Here is a 16,634-nt window from a genome sequence, read left to right as displayed (position 1 = left end):
CTGACAAAATCAACAACATGCTGAAAATACCCGCTACAGCCAACCGTCACAACTGAATAAAGTGCTCGCGGTAGTACGCCAGCTCCGCAACCGATTCGCGGATATCGTCCAGTGCCTGGTGGGTATTGCGCTTTTTAAAGCCCGCCAGAATCTCGGGTTTCCAGCGGCGCGCCAGTTCCTTGAGCGTACTGACGTCCAGATAGCGGTAATGGAAGTAGGCTTCCAGTTCCGGCATGTAGCGGAACAGGAAACGACGATCCTGCCCGATGCTGTTGCCGCAAATCGGCGATTTGCCCGCTGGTACCCACTGTTGCAGGAACGCAATGGTTTCCCGCTGCGCCGCGTCTTCGTCAACGCGACTGGCTTTCACTCTCTCTACCAACCCGCTGGCGGTATGGGTACGCACGTTCCAGTCATCCATCAGCGCCAGTTGGCTGTCAGGCTGATGCACCGCCAGCGTCGGGCCTTCTGCCAGCACATTCAGGTTAGCGTCGGTCACCAGTGTTGCGATCTCGATGATCCGATCCCGTTCAGGATCCAGCCCCGTCATTTCCAAATCGATCCAGATCAGGTTGTTTTCATTTACCATCGTCGCGTTCCCGTGTCGCCCTTGCTATTGAAAGTTTCGCCGCCAGCAGGCTGACAGGCCCGGCGGCGGTTAATTAAAATAAAATAGCGTGTATTATAGTCGCTTCCATCGCCACCGGCGATAAGCGCCGAACCAAGAGAGACTGCGTGAGTAAAAAGAAACTGTCAAAAGGTCAGCAACGGCGGGTTAGCGCCAACCATCAGCGCCGCCTGAAGCATGCCGACAGCAAGGTCGAGTGGGATGACAACCAATTGGGCGAACCGCAGGAAGGCATCATTATCAGCCGCTTCGGCATGCATGCCGATGTGGAAGCGCCGGATGGCGAGGTACACCGCTGTAATCTCCGCCGTACTATCCCCTCGCTGGTCACCGGTGACCGGGTCGTCTGGCGTGCCGGTAATGAAACGCTGGCCGGCATCAGCGGTATTGTCGAAGCGGTACACCCACGTCAGTCGGTGTTGACCCGGCCGGATTACTATGACGGTATCAAACCGATCGCCGCTAATATCGACCAGATTGTGATTGTCTCCGCCATATTGCCGGAACTGTCGCTCAACATTATCGACCGCTATCTGGTGGCCTGTGAAACGTTGGAAATCGAGCCGTTGATCGTGCTCAACAAAACCGACTTGCTGGATGACGAAGGCCGTGAGTTCGTAGAAGACGTGATGGATATCTATCGCAACCTGCACTACCGGGTACTAATGCTGTCCAGCCACACCCAACAAGGCATCGCCGAACTGGAAGCCGCGTTGACCGGCCGTGTCAGTATCTTTGCCGGGCAGTCCGGCGTCGGCAAGTCGAGCCTGCTCAATGCGTTGCTCTACCCTGATGACGCCAAAATTCTGGTCAACGATGTGTCAGATGCTTCAGGGCTTGGCCAGCACACCACCACCGCCGCGCGGTTGTACCACTTCCCCCACGGCGGCGACGTTATCGATTCGCCGGGTGTACGCGAATTCGGCCTGTGGCATCTGGAGCCTGAGCAGGTCACACAGGGTTTTATCGAGTTTCGCGACTATCTGGGCAGCTGTAAATTCCGTGACTGCAAACACGATACCGACCCCGGCTGCGCCATCCGCGCCGCGCTGGAGCGAGGTGAGATAGCCGCTGAGCGTTTTGATAACTACCACCGCATTCTGGAGAGCATGGCGCAGGTAAAAACGCGTAAATCCTTTTCTGCTTCGGATAACTGACATTTATCGTATCCACCGCTACAATGCGCCCCTTTTTACGGCGTACCCTTAGAAAACGACGAGGCTCACTGTGCTGGACAGAATCAAGATTGCTCTACAACATCTGCTCCCGAAGGTCTGGCTGACGCAACTGGCCGGTTGGGGAGCCAACCGCCAGGCTGGCCTGCTTACCAGACTGGTGATTGAACTGTTTGCGCGCATCTACAAGGTCAATATGCAGGAAGCGCAGCAACCCAAGGCCGCATCCTACCGTACGTTCAACGACTTTTTTGTGCGCCCGCTAAAACCGGGGATCCGTCCGGTTGATCCGCTGGCAAACCGGTTAGTGTTCCCTGCCGATGGCGCTATCTCTCAGTTGGGCACCATTGACGATCTTCAGGTCTTGCAAGCCAAACAGCACAACTATTCGCTGGAAGCGCTGTTGGCCGGTAACGTTATTCTCGCTGACCTGTTTCGCGACGGTGTGTTCGTCACGACTTATCTCTCGCCGCGCGATTACCACCGCGTGCATATGCCGTGTGACGGTATTTTGCGCGACATGATCTACGTGCCGGGTGACCTGTTTTCCGTTAATCCGCTGACCGCCGCCAACGTGCCGAACCTGTTTGCCCGCAACGAGCGAGTGATCTGCCTGTTCGATACGCCATTCGGCCCTATGGTGCAGATCCTGGTAGGCGCGACCATCGTCGGCAGTATCGAAACGGTGTGGGCGGGTGTGGTTACGCCGCCGCGTGAAGGCATCATCAAACGCTGGGCCTATCCGCTGGAAGGCGAAGACGCGGTTATTCTGGAAAAAGGCGACGAAATGGGTCGTTTCAAACTCGGTTCCACGGTTATTAACCTGTTTGCGAAAGGTCGTGTAGAGTTAATGCCGGGACTGGCCAGCCAGAGTGTCACCCGTATGGGTGAAGCCATGGCCGAGGCATTGGATGAGAGTGTACGGGCTCGCATGAGTGCGGCCAACGACAGCGACACGACCGATACCACCCCCTGACCCCATCAATAACCTGAGGAGGCCAGCCGTGCGTCTGATTCTGATTTTCCTGATGGGATGCCTGTTATCAACCACGTCGCTGGCCGCCCAGTTGCCTGACGAAACGCAACTGAAACAGGATCTCCAGCAAGCCGAAACCAACAAGAACGCCCCGGCGCAAGCCGACATCGTCAAAGAACTGCAATCGGCGTTGCGGCTGCTGGATGAGCGCCGGGAGACCCGCCAACGGGCCGACCAGTACCAGCGTGCGATTGATGACTTCCCCAAACTGACCCGCGAACTGCGCCAGCAGTCTGACGCGGAAGACGCAAAACCGGCGGCACCACCCAAAACTACATCGGTTAACGACCTGGAACAACAAATTGTCCAGATCAGTAGTCAGTTGCTGGAGCAAACCCGCCAGTTACAACAAGAGCAGGACCACCAGCGTGAAATCAGCGACTCGCTGGCCCAGTTGCCACAGCAGCAGACCGAAGCCAACCGCGCACTGAGCGACGTCGAACGACGCGTACAGGCGCTGGGTACTCCCACGACACCTCTCGGTCAGGCGCAACTGGCCGCGTTACAGGCTGAAGCCGCGTTGCGTAAAAGTCGTCTGGAAGAGCTGGAACTGGCGCAGCTTTCCGCCAGTAACCGTCAGGAGCTCTCGCGTCTACAAGCCGAGGTCTATAAAAAGCGGCGTGACCGGCTGGATAATCAGCTCCAGTTATTGCGCAGTACGCTGAATACTTTGCGCCAGCGTGAGGCGGAGCAGGCATTAGAAAGAACGGAGCAACTGGCAGAGCAGGAAGGCCAGTTACCCACCGCCGTCGCCAGCCTGCTGCAAACCAACCGTGAGCTTTCCATGGCACTGAACCAGCAGGCGCAGCGCATGGATCAAATAGCAGCACGCCAGCGCCAGACCGCCGCCCAAACGCTACAGGTGCGTCAGGCGCTGAGTACGCTACGCGAACAGGCGCAATGGCTCGGTTCCTCACCAGCGCTGGGAGAAACGTTGCGCGCTCAGGTCGCCAGGCTGCCGGAAATGCCCAAACCCCAGCAACTGGATGGCGACATGGCGCAACTGCGTGCCCAGCGCCTGCATTATGAAGACCAGCTCAATAAGCTGTCGGCAACCGGCGAACCGACCCGACAGGATAACGGTACCCCGTTGACTGCCGCTCAACAAAAGATCGTCAACGATCAGCAACGCACCCAGCGCGATCTGCTCACGTCGCTGATTTCCGGTTGCGACACGCAGATTCTGGAGTTGACCAAGTTAAAGGTCGCCAGTAACCAACTGGAAGATGCCCTGATCGAGATCCGCGACGCGGCACACCGCTACCTGTTCTGGGTGGCGGATGTCGACCCGATTGGTTTTGCCTACCCGCTGAACCTGTTACGCGATCTATCGCGCCTGTTATCGCTCGATACCCTCACCCAGCTCAGTGGCGCCATGCTGATGATGGTTACCAGTCAGGGAACCCTGTTGCCGCTGCTGGGCGCGTTACTGCTGGTCGGCCTTAGCATCAGCTCACGTCGCCATTACCACGCCTTTCTGGACCGTGCCAGTAGCCGGGTCGGCAAGGTGACGCTTGATTACTTCATGCTGACACTACGTACCGTGTTCTGGTCGGTGATGGTAGCGATGCCGTTGCCAGTGCTGTGGGCCGCACTCGGCTACGGGTTGCAAAACGCCTGGCCTTACCCGGTCGCCGTTGCCATCGGCGACAGTGTGACCGCCACCGTGCCGCTGATGTGGGTGGTGATGATTGGTGCCGCGTTTTCTCACCGTCAGGGGTTGTTCATCGTGCATTTCGGCTGGTCGCCGAAGCAGGTGGCGCGCGCCATGCGCTACTACCGTCTTTCTATCGCCTTTATCGTGCCGCTGGTGATGGCATTGATCACCTTCGATAACCTCAACGATCGGGAGTTTTCCAGTACGCTGGGACGGTTGTGCTTTATCCTGCTGTGCATGGCGCTCAGTCTGGTAACCACAAGCCTGAAACGGGCTGGGATCCCGTTGTATCTGGATAAAGAAGGATCCGGTGAAAACCCGGTAAACCGTGCGATGTGGAATCTGATGATCTGCATTCCGCTGATTGCCGCACTGGCATCCTGCCTGGGCTATCTCACCACGTCGCAGGCGTTGCTGGCACGGCTGGAAACCTCCGTCGCCATCTGGTTCTTCCTGCTGGTGATTTATCACATCATCCGCCGTTGGATGCTGATTCAACGCCGCCGCATCGCGTTTGACCGCGCCAGACAACGCCGGGCGGACATGCTGGCGCAACGCGCCCGGGGTGAAGACGACAATACGACGCTGTCGTCGCACGAAGCCAGCGGGGATGCCGTGGAAGAACCGGTGGTGGATCTGGATGCCATCAGCGCACGCTCACTGAAACTGGTAAGGTCTATCCTGACATTGGTCGCCCTGGTCTCGGTCATCGCGCTGTGGTCGGAAATCCATTCCGCTTTTGCGTTTATGGAGAATATCAGCCTGTGGGACGTCACCAGCACGGTGAAAGGTGTAGAGAGCGTACAACCGATTACGCTGGGCTCGGTATTGATAGCGCTGCTGGTGTTTATTATTACCGCGCAGTTGGTGCGAAATCTGCCTGCGTTGCTGGAGCTGGCGGTATTGCAGCATATTGAACTGTCACCCGGTACCGGCTACGCCATTATTACCATCAGCAAGTACCTGATGATGCTGGTTGGTGGGCTGACTGGATTCTCACTGATCGGCATCGAGTGGTCGAAATTGCAGTGGCTGGTGGCCGCACTCGGTGTAGGGCTGGGTTTTGGTTTACAGGAGATCTTCGCCAACTTTATTTCCGGGTTGATCATTCTGTTCGAAAAGCCGATCCGTATTGGCGATACCGTGACCATTCGCGATCTGACCGGCAGTGTGATGCGCATTAATACCCGCGCCACCACGATCTCCGACTGGGATCGCAAAGAGATCATCGTGCCCAACAAAGCCTTTATCACCGAACAGTTCATCAACTGGTCGCTGTCTGACTCGGTCACCCGTGTGGTACTGACTATTCCCGCCCCCGCCGATGCCAGCACGCAGGAAGTGACCACACTACTGCTGGATGCGGTGAAACGCTGTTCGCTGGTGCTGGATAATCCCCCACCGGAAGTGTTTTTGGTCGACCTGCGTCAGGGCATCCAAATTTTTGAACTGCGTATTTTCGCCGCCGAGATGGGTCACCGTATGCCGTTGCGCCACGAACTGCACCAGCTGATTCTGGAAAGCTACCGCGAGCACAATCTGGTGATGCCGTTCCCACCGTTCCATGTCCGGATGGACTCAGTACAAATCGCCGGGCGCAACGCCGCGACCGCCACCCGTACTACGGGGGGGTTGTAATGGCGCTTACGTGGTCATTTCGCTGAATGCTGTTATTGCGCTGAATAAAGAAAACCACGGTAAGCAATAGCTTCCGTGGTTTCTGTCAAACTCGATTCTTAAGAAGAGAAAACGGTATCAGGCGCGATCCACCGTAAATGCCATCACCTCGCCGATAGACTCGGCGTTCAGCGCCAGCATCACCAGGCGATCGACGCCCAGCGCCACGCCGGAACACGGCGGGATACCCGCGGCCAAGGCCGCCAGCAGGTTTTCGTCAATCGGTTGTACCGGCAAACCACGCGCGGCGCGCTTGCGGTTATCCTGCTCGAAGCGTTGACGCTGCTCTTTACTGTCCGTTAGCTCGCAAAAACCGTTGGCCAGCTCGATACCTTTGTAATACACCTCAAACCGCTCCGCCACGCGGTGATCCTCGGTGCTGATTTCCGCCAGCGCAGCCTGCGTGGCTGGGAAATGGTAGACGAACGCCGGTTTATCACGGCCAATCTGCGGCTCGACGCCAAATGCGAACAGCAACTGCAACAGGGTATCGCGATCTTCTTCCCGGTTCGCCACATCACCGACGCCGATTTTCTCCGCCGCTTCACGCAGCTGTGCTTTATCGGCCGACAACGGGTCTACTTCCAGATGACGCTGGAACGCCTGCTGGTAAGACAGCATTTCGGCGCTGTCACATTCCAGCACCTGTTGCAGCAGGTCATCCATTTCATTCATCAGGCGATACATATCGTAGTGGGGGCGATACCACTCCAGCATGGTGAATTCAGGATTGTGATAGCGGCCGGACTCTTCGTTGCGAAAGCTGCGACACAATTGGTAAATCGGTCCACTTCCTGCCGCCAGCAAGCGCTTCATGTGGTATTCCGGACTGGTCATCAGATACAACGCCATACCATCAGCAGCACCGGGGCCGACAAAGTGGGTCTGGAACGGGAACAGATGCACATCCGTCACCGTCGCCTGGCTCATGGCCGGCGTCTCCACTTCCAGCACGCCCCGGTCTGAGAAGAAACGCCGGATTTCTTTCATTATCGACGCCCGCTTCAACAGATTAGCGACAGGGGCACTGGGTTGCCAACTGGCCGTTTCGCTCATGATTTCCACTCCACACTCAAACTGGAGATGCAGTCTACCCGTATCCCCCCAACCAGACAAATTTATCCAGCGGAAGACTTTCTTCAATTTGATTTGTCGAGATTATTAAAGAAATAAAAGTGATATTTATGAATAAATCACATTTCCCGTCACGTTTTCCGGAATATGTCCGTGCGGATATTAAAAAACAGCAAAATACTGGATCACATCAAATTTCAGACATCTTCAAATCGCTATAATCATTTCCATACAAAAAAAGAGTGATTGAATCTCTCTTTATAGGTAGATCAGCTATTTTTCACTCGATTTACTGTCTTGAAATTAAAACGGAAAATAAGTGACGACGTTGGATTGCATATTATTTTCTTAATTTAATTTATTTAACTTAAGTAACTGGAGGCATGCAGTGCAAACCTTTAATGCCGATTTGGCCATTATCGGGGCCGGGGGAGCAGGTTTACGGGCCGCGATTGCTGCGGCGCAAGCAAATCCCCAACTCAAGATTGCGCTGATTTCCAAAGTCTACCCAATGCGTAGCCACACTGTGGCGGCAGAAGGTGGTTCGGCGGCGGTCACACAGGATCATGATAGCTTCGACTTCCATTTCCACGACACCGTGGCAGGGGGAGACTGGTTATGTGAACAGGACGTGGTGGACCACTTCGTGCAGAATTGCCCGCGCGAAATGACCCAGCTTGAGCAGTGGGGTTGCCCGTGGAGCCGTAAACCGGATGGTTCGGTTAACGTACGTCGTTTCGGCGGGATGAAGATCGAACGGACCTGGTTTGCTGCGGATAAAACCGGTTTCCACATGCTGCACACCTTGTTCCAGACCTCTCTGAAATACCCACAGATTCAGCGTTTCGACGAGCATTTCGTTCTGGACATCCTGGTGGATGACGGACATGCCCGTGGGGTCGTTGCCATCAATATGATGGAAGGGTCGCTGATTCAGATTCGAGCCAACGCCATCGTGATGGCAACAGGCGGTGCGGGTCGCGTCTATCGCTACAACACCAACGGCGGCATCGTCACCGGTGACGGTATGGGGATGGCGTTCCGTCACGGCGTTCCATTGCGTGATATGGAATTCGTTCAGTACCACCCTACCGGTCTGCCGGGTTCCGGTATTCTGATGACCGAAGGCTGCCGTGGCGAAGGCGGCATCATGGTCAACAAAGACGGCTACCGCTATCTGCAAGACTACGGCCTCGGGCCGGAAACGCCGCTGGGCGAGCCGAAAAACAAATACATGGAACTGGGGCCGCGCGATAAAGTATCGCAAGCCTTCTGGCACGAATGGCGCGCCGGACGCACCGTATCGACCCCGCTGGGCGATGTGGTCTACCTCGACCTGCGTCATCTGGGCGAGAAGAAACTGAAAGAACGTCTGCCGTTTATTTGCGAACTGGCAAAAGCCTACGTCGGTGTCGACCCAGTGAAAGAGCCGATTCCGATTCGTCCTACTGCGCATTACACCATGGGCGGCATCGAAACCGACCAGCAGTGTGAAACCCGCATTCAGGGCTTGTTCGCCGTTGGCGAATGTTCATCCGTTGGTTTGCACGGCGCTAACCGCCTTGGCTCCAACTCACTGGCAGAACTGGTGGTGTTCGGCCGCGTAGCCGGTGAAAAAGCCGTAGAACGTTCGCAGTCAGCAGCACCGGCCAACGCCAGCGCACTGGATGCTCAGGCGAAAGACGTGGAACAGCGCCTGCACGCGTTGCTCAAGCAGGAAGGTACCGAAAGCTGGTCTAAAATCCGCGACGAAATGGGTATGTCGATGGAAGAAGGCTGCGGTATTTACCGTACCACCGAGCTGATGCAGAAAACCGTCGACAAGATGGCCGAGCTGAAAGAACGCTTCAAACGCGTGAAAATCACCGACCGTTCCAGCGTGTTCAACACCGATCTGCTCTACACCATCGAACTGGGTCACAGCCTGGACGTCGCCGAGTGTATGGCGCATTCCGCCATCAACCGTAAAGAATCACGTGGTGCACACCAGCGTCTGGATGAAGGCTGCACCGAGCGTGATGACGTCAATTTCCTGAAGCACACGCTGGCGTTCTACAACCCGGAAGGCGCACCACGTCTGGAATACAGCGATGTGAAAATCACCAAGCTGCCGCCGGCAAAACGCGTTTACGGTGCCGAAGCAGAAGCTCAGGAGAAAAACAAGAAGGAGCAAGCGAATGGCTGATATGAAAACCCTGAAAATGGAAGTCATGCGCTATAACCCAGAGCAGGATAACGCCCCGCACTTCGCTACCTACGACGTGCCGTATACCCGCGAAACCTCGCTGCTGGATGCGCTCGGCTACATCAAGGACAACCTGGCACCGGACCTGTCTTACCGCTGGTCCTGCCGTATGGCGATTTGCGGCTCTTGCGGCATGATGGTCAATAACGTGCCGAAACTGGCCTGTAAAACCTTCCTGCGTGACTATGCCAGCAGCGGCATGAAGGTTGAAGCGCTGGGCAACTTCCCGATTGAACGCGATCTGGTGGTGGATATGACCCACTTCATCGAAAGTCTGGAAGCTATCAAGCCTTATATCATCGGCAACAACCGCACACCGGAGCAGGGCCCGAACACACAGACACCGGCACAGATGGCGAAATACCATCAGTTCTCCGGTTGCATCAACTGCGGGCTGTGCTACGCCGCCTGTCCTCAGTTCGGCCTGAATCCGGAGTTCATCGGTCCTGCCGCGATTACGCTGGCACACCGTTACAATCTGGACAATCGCGACCACGGTAAGAAAGAGCGTATGCCGCAACTGAACAGCGACAACGGCGTCTGGTCCTGTACCTTCGTCGGTTACTGCTCTGAAGTGTGTCCGAAGCACGTCGATCCGGCGGCTGCTATCCAGCAAAGCAAAGTGGAAAGCGCCAAAGACTTCATGATCGCCATGCTGAGACCACAATAAGGGAGGCAACAAATGATCACCAAACGTAAAGCGTATGTCCGTGGCATGACGCCCACCTGGTGGCAGAAGCTCGGTTTCTACCGTTTCTATATGCTGCGCGAAGGTACTGCGGTGCCTGCGGTCTGGTTCAGCATCGTCCTGCTACATGGCGTGTTTTCGCTCAAAGCCGGTCCGGAAGGCTGGAGCCAGTTTATCGGCTTCCTGCAAAACCCGCTGGTGCTGCTACTCAACATTGTCGCCCTGCTGGCGGCGGTATTGCACACCAAGACCTGGTTTGATCTGGCACCGAAGGCCTCCATCATCATCGTGAAAGATGAAAAAATGGGGCCGGAGCCGATCGTTAAAGGACTGTGGGCGGCCACTGTGGTCATCACGCTGGCGGTGCTGGCCATCGCCTTGCTGTTCTGAACAGGAGGAATCTCGTGAGTAATCAACAACCCAAACGTTCCGACGAACCACCGTTCTGGGGCCTGTTCGGCGCAGGCGGCATGTGGAGCGCGATGTTCGCGCCGGTTATCATCCTGCTTATCGGGATTTTGTTGCCGCTTGGCCTGTTCCCACAGGCGCTGACCTACGATCGTATCGCCGCGTTCAGCCACAGCCTGATTGGCCGTGCATTTCTGCTGCTGATGATTGTACTGCCGCTGTGGTGCGGTCTGCACCGTATCCATCACGCCATGCATGACCTGAAGATTCATGTTCCGGCCGGTAAATGGGTGTTCTACGGTCTGGCGGCAATCCTCTCCGTCGTCACCATCATTGGTGTCGCAACGCTGTAACAGCGCCTCATGGTTATACGTCACGGCCCGCACTACGCGGGCCTTTTTTATTGCATCTTTGCATTCCGCTTCCTACCTTTAACCCCGAGATAAACCAACACAGGAAGCCGCAAATGAAAAGTTGGCGCGTATTGCTGACCTCATTGATCACCTTATTCACGACAGCCTGCAGCACCACACCACCGCAGGGTGTTCAGGTCGTGGATAATTTCGAACCTGCCCGTTATATGGGAACCTGGTATGAAATCGCCCGGTTGGATAACCGTTTCGAGCGTGGTCTGGAGCAGGTTACCGCGACCTACAGCCCACGGGACGATGGCGGTATCACCGTGGTTAACCGTGGTTTCGACCCGGTGAAACGCGTCTGGCGCGAAAGTATCGGCAAGGGGTACTTCACCGGCTCGCCACAACGTGCTGCGCTGAAAGTGTCTTTCTTCGGAGCATTCTATGGCGGCTACAATGTGATAGCGCTGGACAGCGACTACCGTTATGCACTGGTTTGCGGGCCAAATCGCGAGTATCTGTGGATTCTCTCCCGTACCCCCGAGATTTCCCCGCTTGTAAAGCAAGCACTGCTGGCAAGCGCGCAGCGTAATGGCTTTCAGACAGATAAATTAATTTGGGTAAACACGAAAGCCAGTACGGGGAAATAAACAGCGGGAACCAACAGAAAGAGAAAATAAATAAAACATCGTTTTGATATGATTATTTCACATCATGATAACGCCGCTCATTGGCGTATTTTCAGCCGGTTGTTATACCGGCTGTTTTATCGAATAACGTGACGGCCGATCAGCCCATAATTTTATCGCGGAACATAAAGAATACCGCGCCCAACAGGCACAGCCCGGCCCAAATATAGTCGGTACGGAAGGGTTCTTTGAGAATCACTATCGAGAAAGGAATAAACACCGACAGACTGATCACTTCCTGCAAGATTTTCAGTTGCCCAGCGGAGGCGACCTGATAGCCAATACGGTTCGCAGGCACCTGCAACAAATATTCAAACAGTGCAATCCCCCAGCTGACCAGCGCGGCCACCATCCAGGTCCGTCCACTAAAATAGCGAAGGTGCCCGTACCAGGCAAAGGTCATAAATACATTGCTGAGGGTCAGCATGAATACCGTGATAATAAGTGGGGACATAGCTCTGCTCTCTCCTTAACCAAGACGCGGCATTATTACGTTAGCCGGGATAAAATACCATCAGGGAACGTTCTGGTTGTGTGAAAGAGTTTTTCAGACGGGAATCAGAGGAATGGCAACGCGTAAACCGCCCGATGGGCAGTTTACGCGCCAGGAAGGCTTACTTCACGCGGGAAACGTATTCGCCAGAACGGGTGTCAACCTTGATAACTTCGCCGATCTGTACGAACAACGGTACTTTCACCACAGCACCGGTAGACAGCGTTGCCGGTTTGCCACCTGTACCTGCGGTATCCCCTTTCAGGCCCGGATCGGTATCGGTGATTTCAGCTTCGATAAAGTTCGGCGGCTGAACGGCGATCGGACGACCATCCCACAGGGTAACGATACATTCAGCGTTGTCCTGCAACCACTTGGCAGAATCACCCACGGTTTTCGCTTCAACCTGATGCTGTTCAAAGGTTTCAGGGTGCATGAAATGGAAGAACTCCCCGTCGTTATACAGGTAGTTCATGTTGGTATCCATTACGTCAGCGCCTTCTGCCGAGTCAGTAGACTTGAAGGTTTTCTCAACGCGGGAGCCCGTCAACAGGCGACGCATTTTGACACGAGCAAAAGCCTGGCCTTTACCCGGCTTCACAAACTCACTGGATTCGATAGCATACGGCTCGCCCTCGAACATGATTTTAAGACCGGAACGGAAATCGTTGCTAAAATAAGTCGCCATAATGGCCCTCTACATTGATACTGGTACTTAGCCAAAAAAATGGCACACATTGTAACCCTAAATATACCCTCCCGAGAAGATTGGTTGCAGCAACTCGCCGACGTTATTACCGATCCCGATGAATTGCTGAGACTTCTGGCACTGGATAAGCATCCGCAACTGACCGCCGGACGCGAAGCTCGCACGCTATTTCCGTTGCGGGTACCGCGTGCCTTTGCCGCTCGCATGCGCCCCGGCGACGCCCACGACCCACTGTTGCTACAGGTACTGACCGCCCAGGACGAGTTTATTGTCGCGCCGGGCTTTAGCCAGGACCCACTGGACGAACAGCAGAGTGTCGTTCCGGGGTTACTGCATAAATACCACAACCGTGCTCTGCTGCTGGTGAAAGGTGGATGCGCTGTCAACTGTCGATATTGTTTCCGCCGCCATTTCCCTTATCAGGATAATCAGGGCAACAAAGCTAACTGGCGTCAGGCGCTGGATTATATCCGCCAGCACCCGCAGTTGGACGAAATCATCTTCTCCGGCGGCGACCCGTTGATGGCCAAGGATCACGAGCTGGACTGGTTGCTAACCGAACTGGAACAGATTCCGCATCTCAAGCGCTTACGCATCCATACCCGCCTGCCGGTGGTGATCCCCGCACGTATCACGGCGGAGCTTTGCCAGCGGTTGTCGCAATCCCCGCTGCAGGTGGTGCTGGTCACCCACATCAACCACGCCAATGAAATCGACGCGGATCTCACCGACAGCATGGCGCGTCTGCGTCGTGCCGGGGTGACATTGCTCAACCAAAGTGTCTTGCTACGTGGTATTAACAATCGCGTTGACGCGCTGGTGGCACTCAGCAACGCCTTATTTGACGCCGGTATTTTGCCCTACTACCTGCATGTGCTGGATAAGGTTCAAGGTGCCGCGCACTTTCTGGTACCGGATGATGAAGCTCGTACGTTGGTTCGGGGGCTGATGACGCAGGTTTCAGGCTATTTGGTGCCGAGCCTGACGCGGGAAATCGGCGGTGAGGCCAGCAAAACACTGCTGGATATTGGTATGCGCCAGGAAAATCAGAGCTGAAACGCTGTCAGCGCCATGGGTATTTACCCATGGCGCTGACGGTCTTGAATATCAAGGGCACTTATAAACCTGGCCTTGCATTTTGCTGTCCAGCGGCGCGAAGCTGGACAGGAACGTCTGACTCGGCGTGCTCACGCCATAAATTACGTTACCGCCCATGGCCGCCGCCTTATTGCGCAGATCGTTCGCCGCACCACGCATGGAGCTGCCTTCATTACCACTGCCCGACAACCAGTTAGACTGTGTGCCAGTAACGCTACCCAATAACTGGCATTGCGCTGCCGGTTTGGTGTCAGTAAAACGTACCGCCTGACCGGCAGCACTGAGATCGTTATTCGTACTGCACCCTGCCAACAGCGTGATGGCAGCCAATCCCATCAGTATTCGAGTCCGCATGCTTCTCTCCGTGATGATCGATACACTGGCCGAAGCCGGGCTAACCCGACCCGACAACCGAAAACTTATGCCGAAACAATCCCATGTTACCACCATCAGCATGGCAGTCATTGTTCATGGAGCAACTATTTCTGTCACCATGACGGCGATCACGTCCCCTACAAACTCACAGGCCCCGAAATCGGGGCCTGTTTTATGACTCATCATCATGACATGGCTGTTATAGCGCAGCGCTCAAGACGCGGCTGCGCCGCGGTCATTACGCACGCCACTGTTTGAAGCGGTTGATAAGCCCGTTGGTGGAGCTGTCGTGACTACTGACGGCACTGTCATCCTGCAATTCCGGCAGAATGCGGTTAGCCAGCTGTTTGCCCAGCTCCACGCCCCACTGATCGAAGGTGAAGATGTTCAGGATAGCGCCCTGCGTGAAGATCTTGTGCTCGTAAAGCGCGATCAACACCCCTAGGCTGTACGGTGTGATTTCTCGCAACAGGATGGAGTTGGTCGGGCGGTTGCCTTCGAACACCTTGAACGGTGCCACGTGCGCCACATCAGCAGCGGACTTGCCCGCAGCGGCGAACTCAGCTTCCACCACCTCGCGGGATTTACCGAACGCCAGCGCCTCAGTCTGCGCGAAGAAGTTCGACAGCAACTTGCTGTGGTGGTCGCTCAACGGGTTGTGGGTAGTCGCCGGTGCAATGAAATCACACGGCACCAGCTTGGTCCCCTGATGAATCAACTGGTAGAACGCATGCTGACCATTGGTACCCGGCTCGCCCCAAATGATAGGACCAGTCTGGTAATCTACAGCATTGCCGTTGCGGTCAACGTACTTACCGTTGGATTCCATGTTGCCCTGTTGGAAGTAAGCCGCGAAACGATGCATGTACTGATCGTACGGCAGAATCGCTTCAGTTTCCGCGCCAAAAAAGTTGTTGTACCAGATGCCGATCAACGCCAGCAGTACCGGCAGGTTTTTCTCAGCCGGGGTGGTGGCGAAATGCTGGTCCATGGCATGTGCGCCACTCAGCAATTGCTCGAAGTTATCGAAGCCGACGGACAGGACAATCGACAGACCAATAGCGGACCACAGCGAGTAGCGACCACCGACCCAGTCCCAGAACTCAAACATGTTGTCGGTATCAATGCCGAATTCGCCAACTGCTTTCGCGTTGGTAGACAGCGCGGCAAAGTGCTTGGCGACATGTTTTTCATCACCGGCAGCCTTGAGGAACCAGTCACGCGCGCTGTGGGCGTTGGTCATGGTTTCCTGGGTGGTAAAGGTCTTGGAGGCCACCAGGAACAGGGTGGTTTCCGGGTTGACGCGTTTGAGCACTTCAGCAATGTGGGTGCCGTCAACGTTGGAAACAAAGTGCATGGTCAGGTGATTTTTGTAAGGGCGCAGCGCCTCTGTCACCATGAACGGCCCCAGGTCGGACCCACCGATACCGATGTTCACCACATCGGTAATCGCCTTACCGGTATACCCTTTCCATTCCCCGCCAATGACGCGCTCGCTGAACTGCTTCATCTTTTGCAGCACGGCGTTCACTTCCGGCATCACATCCTTGCCATCAACCACGATCGGCGTATTGCTGCGGTTGCGCAACGCGACATGCAACACGGCACGATCTTCAGTACGGTTGATCTTCTCGCCGGAGAACATGGATTTAATGGCCGTGGACAGATCGGTTTCACGCGCCAGCGCCTGCAGTTTTTCCAACGTTTCAGCGGTGATGCGGTTTTTGGAATAATCCACCAGCATCAAATCGCCGAATGTGGCGGAAAAATGCGAGAAGCGATCAGGATCCTGGGCAAAAAGATCGCTAATCTGAACCTCTTTCATCGCGGCAAAATGCTGCTGCAATGCCTGCCAGGCGGCAGTCTGCGTCGGGTTGATATTTTTCATCACACTACTCTTCGGTTTGAGAACAAATCGGTCGACAGGCGGGAAAACCCACCCGCTTTTACCCCGATTGTATCCCTTAACGCCGTGCTGGGAAGCCCTTTTCTTGCGAAATGCCCCGCCCCCATCCAATGTTGATTGACAGCCGACGCGTTACCCGCTATTTGTAAAAGACTACTTGCGCACGTGTTGCGCAAGCCAGAAGAGGAGCGCCGCCCAGGCAAGGTATCGGAGGAACCGTATCCGATGACGATATCAGAGGGGGAGCAGCGCCGAGACGGACGTAACCTACGGTGTTTACGCTGTCGACTGCAGGGGCTGAATCCCCTGGGTTGTCACCCGCATCGCTTCGCAACGCGAAACGATCAGCAAGGTGGAGCGCTTCTGGGTGTGCCGTAGCCAGTTCCTACGCCTGCCCCCTGCTTACCGCTCTTCCCTTGT

At 55.5% G+C, this 16,634-nt stretch carries 15 protein-coding genes and 1 riboswitch; of the genes, 9 read left to right on the top strand and 6 right to left on the bottom strand.

Features of this window, described 5'->3' with window-relative positions:
• Window positions 1–46 precede the first annotated feature (46 nt).
• Window positions 47–589: an oligoribonuclease gene (orn, locus tag FGI04_RS21400; protein ID WP_019843278.1), complete on the bottom strand. Its 543-nt coding sequence runs from the start codon at window positions 587–589 to the stop codon at window positions 47–49.
• Between the two features lie 146 nt (window positions 590–735).
• On the opposite strand from orn, the gene rsgA reads away from it, so the two are divergent.
• The 3 genes from rsgA to mscM all read left to right on the top strand — a co-directional run bounded on the left by rsgA (window position 736) and on the right by mscM (window position 6,134).
• Window positions 736–1,785, top strand: coding sequence for a small ribosomal subunit biogenesis GTPase RsgA (rsgA, locus tag FGI04_RS21395; RefSeq protein WP_342698481.1), 1,050 nt, complete (start codon window positions 736–738; stop codon window positions 1,783–1,785).
• A gap of 70 nt (window positions 1,786–1,855) precedes the next feature.
• Window positions 1,856–2,779, top strand: a complete 924-nt coding sequence (gene asd / locus FGI04_RS21390; protein ID WP_023640849.1) for an archaetidylserine decarboxylase — start codon at window positions 1,856–1,858, stop codon at window positions 2,777–2,779.
• Between the two features lie 28 nt (window positions 2,780–2,807).
• Complete coding sequence (gene mscM, locus FGI04_RS21385; RefSeq protein WP_407337212.1) at window positions 2,808–6,134, top strand: miniconductance mechanosensitive channel MscM; 3,327 nt, start codon at window positions 2,808–2,810, stop codon at window positions 6,132–6,134.
• 117 nt (window positions 6,135–6,251) lie between these two features.
• Here the strand turns inward: mscM and epmA are convergent, their stop codons facing one another.
• Window positions 6,252–7,229, bottom strand: coding sequence for an elongation factor P--(R)-beta-lysine ligase (gene epmA / locus FGI04_RS21380; RefSeq protein ID WP_012886304.1), 978 nt, complete (start codon window positions 7,227–7,229; stop codon window positions 6,252–6,254).
• 406 nt (window positions 7,230–7,635) lie between these two features.
• Here epmA and frdA point away from each other — a divergent pair, with 406 nt between their 5' ends.
• The 5 genes from frdA (at window position 7,636) to blc (ending at window position 11,594) form a co-directional block, all read left to right on the top strand.
• Complete coding sequence (gene frdA / locus FGI04_RS21375) at window positions 7,636–9,432, top strand: fumarate reductase (quinol) flavoprotein subunit (protein ID WP_016940762.1); 1,797 nt, start codon at window positions 7,636–7,638, stop codon at window positions 9,430–9,432.
• Window positions 9,425–10,162 (top strand): succinate dehydrogenase/fumarate reductase iron-sulfur subunit, encoded by a 738-nt coding sequence (locus FGI04_RS21370; RefSeq protein WP_168366550.1) that lies wholly within the window; start codon window positions 9,425–9,427, stop codon window positions 10,160–10,162. Before frdA ends, FGI04_RS21370 begins: the two co-directional genes overlap by 8 nt.
• Window positions 10,163–10,174: 12 nt before the next feature.
• Entirely contained in the window at window positions 10,175–10,570 is a 396-nt protein-coding gene (gene frdC / locus FGI04_RS21365; RefSeq protein WP_342698477.1) for a fumarate reductase subunit FrdC, read from the top strand.
• Between the two features lie 14 nt (window positions 10,571–10,584).
• Entirely contained in the window at window positions 10,585–10,941 is a 357-nt protein-coding gene (gene frdD, locus FGI04_RS21360) for a fumarate reductase subunit FrdD (protein WP_012886308.1), read from the top strand.
• A gap of 113 nt (window positions 10,942–11,054) precedes the next feature.
• Window positions 11,055–11,594, top strand: coding sequence for an outer membrane lipoprotein Blc (gene blc, locus FGI04_RS21355; protein ID WP_407337211.1), 540 nt, complete (start codon window positions 11,055–11,057; stop codon window positions 11,592–11,594).
• A 139-nt stretch (window positions 11,595–11,733) separates the two neighbouring features.
• Here the strand turns inward: blc and FGI04_RS21350 are convergent, their stop codons facing one another.
• Both FGI04_RS21350 and efp read right to left on the bottom strand, forming a co-directional pair.
• A complete protein-coding gene (locus FGI04_RS21350; protein WP_012886310.1) occupies window positions 11,734–12,087 on the bottom strand; it encodes a DMT family protein in 354 nt (117 codons plus the stop codon).
• Between the two features lie 160 nt (window positions 12,088–12,247).
• Complete coding sequence (gene efp / locus FGI04_RS21345; RefSeq protein ID WP_016940766.1) at window positions 12,248–12,814, bottom strand: elongation factor P; 567 nt, start codon at window positions 12,812–12,814, stop codon at window positions 12,248–12,250.
• Between the two features lie 39 nt (window positions 12,815–12,853).
• Between efp and epmB the strand changes: the two genes are divergently transcribed.
• Window positions 12,854–13,891 carry an EF-P beta-lysylation protein EpmB gene (epmB, locus tag FGI04_RS21340; RefSeq protein WP_342698476.1) on the top strand — a complete coding sequence of 346 codons (1,038 nt, stop codon included), beginning with the start codon at window positions 12,854–12,856 and terminating at the stop codon, window positions 13,889–13,891.
• Between the two features lie 51 nt (window positions 13,892–13,942).
• Here the strand turns inward: epmB and FGI04_RS21335 are convergent, their stop codons facing one another.
• The gene (locus FGI04_RS21335) at window positions 13,943–14,287 is read right to left on the bottom strand and encodes a DUF4156 domain-containing protein (RefSeq protein WP_012886313.1); all 345 of its coding nucleotides are present in this window, start codon (window positions 14,285–14,287) and stop codon (window positions 13,943–13,945) included.
• A gap of 259 nt (window positions 14,288–14,546) precedes the next feature.
• Window positions 14,547–16,196, bottom strand: coding sequence for a glucose-6-phosphate isomerase (gene pgi, locus FGI04_RS21330; RefSeq protein ID WP_407340026.1), 1,650 nt, complete (start codon window positions 16,194–16,196; stop codon window positions 14,547–14,549).
• A gap of 191 nt (window positions 16,197–16,387) precedes the next feature.
• Window positions 16,388–16,585, top strand: a riboswitch (Lysine riboswitch).
• The last annotated feature ends 49 nt before the right edge of the window (window positions 16,586–16,634 follow it).

Source organism: Dickeya ananatis (assembly GCF_019464615.1).
GTDB lineage: Bacteria > Pseudomonadota > Gammaproteobacteria > Enterobacterales > Enterobacteriaceae > Dickeya > Dickeya oryzae.
Note: the sequence above shows the minus strand (reverse complement) of the source record. Positions and strands in the feature narration are given on the sequence as shown.

What these genes read in the sequence shown, in the direction of transcription:
- orn (WP_019843278.1), bottom strand. Translation starts at nt 589, where the DNA reads ATGGTAAATGAAAACAACCTGATCTGGATCGATTTGGAAATGACGGGG.
- blc (WP_407337211.1), top strand. Translation starts at nt 11,055, where the DNA reads ATGAAAAGTTGGCGCGTATTGCTGACCTCATTGATCACCTTATTCACG.
- pgi (WP_407340026.1), bottom strand. Translation starts at nt 16,196, where the DNA reads ATGAAAAATATCAACCCGACGCAGACTGCCGCCTGGCAGGCATTGCAG.
- FGI04_RS21350 (WP_012886310.1), bottom strand. Translation starts at nt 12,087, where the DNA reads ATGTCCCCACTTATTATCACGGTATTCATGCTGACCCTCAGCAATGTA.
- efp (WP_016940766.1), bottom strand. Translation starts at nt 12,814, where the DNA reads ATGGCGACTTATTTTAGCAACGATTTCCGTTCCGGTCTTAAAATCATG.
- frdC (WP_342698477.1), top strand. Translation starts at nt 10,175, where the DNA reads ATGATCACCAAACGTAAAGCGTATGTCCGTGGCATGACGCCCACCTGG.
- FGI04_RS21370 (WP_168366550.1), top strand. Translation starts at nt 9,425, where the DNA reads ATGGCTGATATGAAAACCCTGAAAATGGAAGTCATGCGCTATAACCCA.
- epmB (WP_342698476.1), top strand. Translation starts at nt 12,854, where the DNA reads ATGGCACACATTGTAACCCTAAATATACCCTCCCGAGAAGATTGGTTG.
- FGI04_RS21335 (WP_012886313.1), bottom strand. Translation starts at nt 14,287, where the DNA reads ATGCGGACTCGAATACTGATGGGATTGGCTGCCATCACGCTGTTGGCA.
- epmA (WP_012886304.1), bottom strand. Translation starts at nt 7,229, where the DNA reads ATGAGCGAAACGGCCAGTTGGCAACCCAGTGCCCCTGTCGCTAATCTG.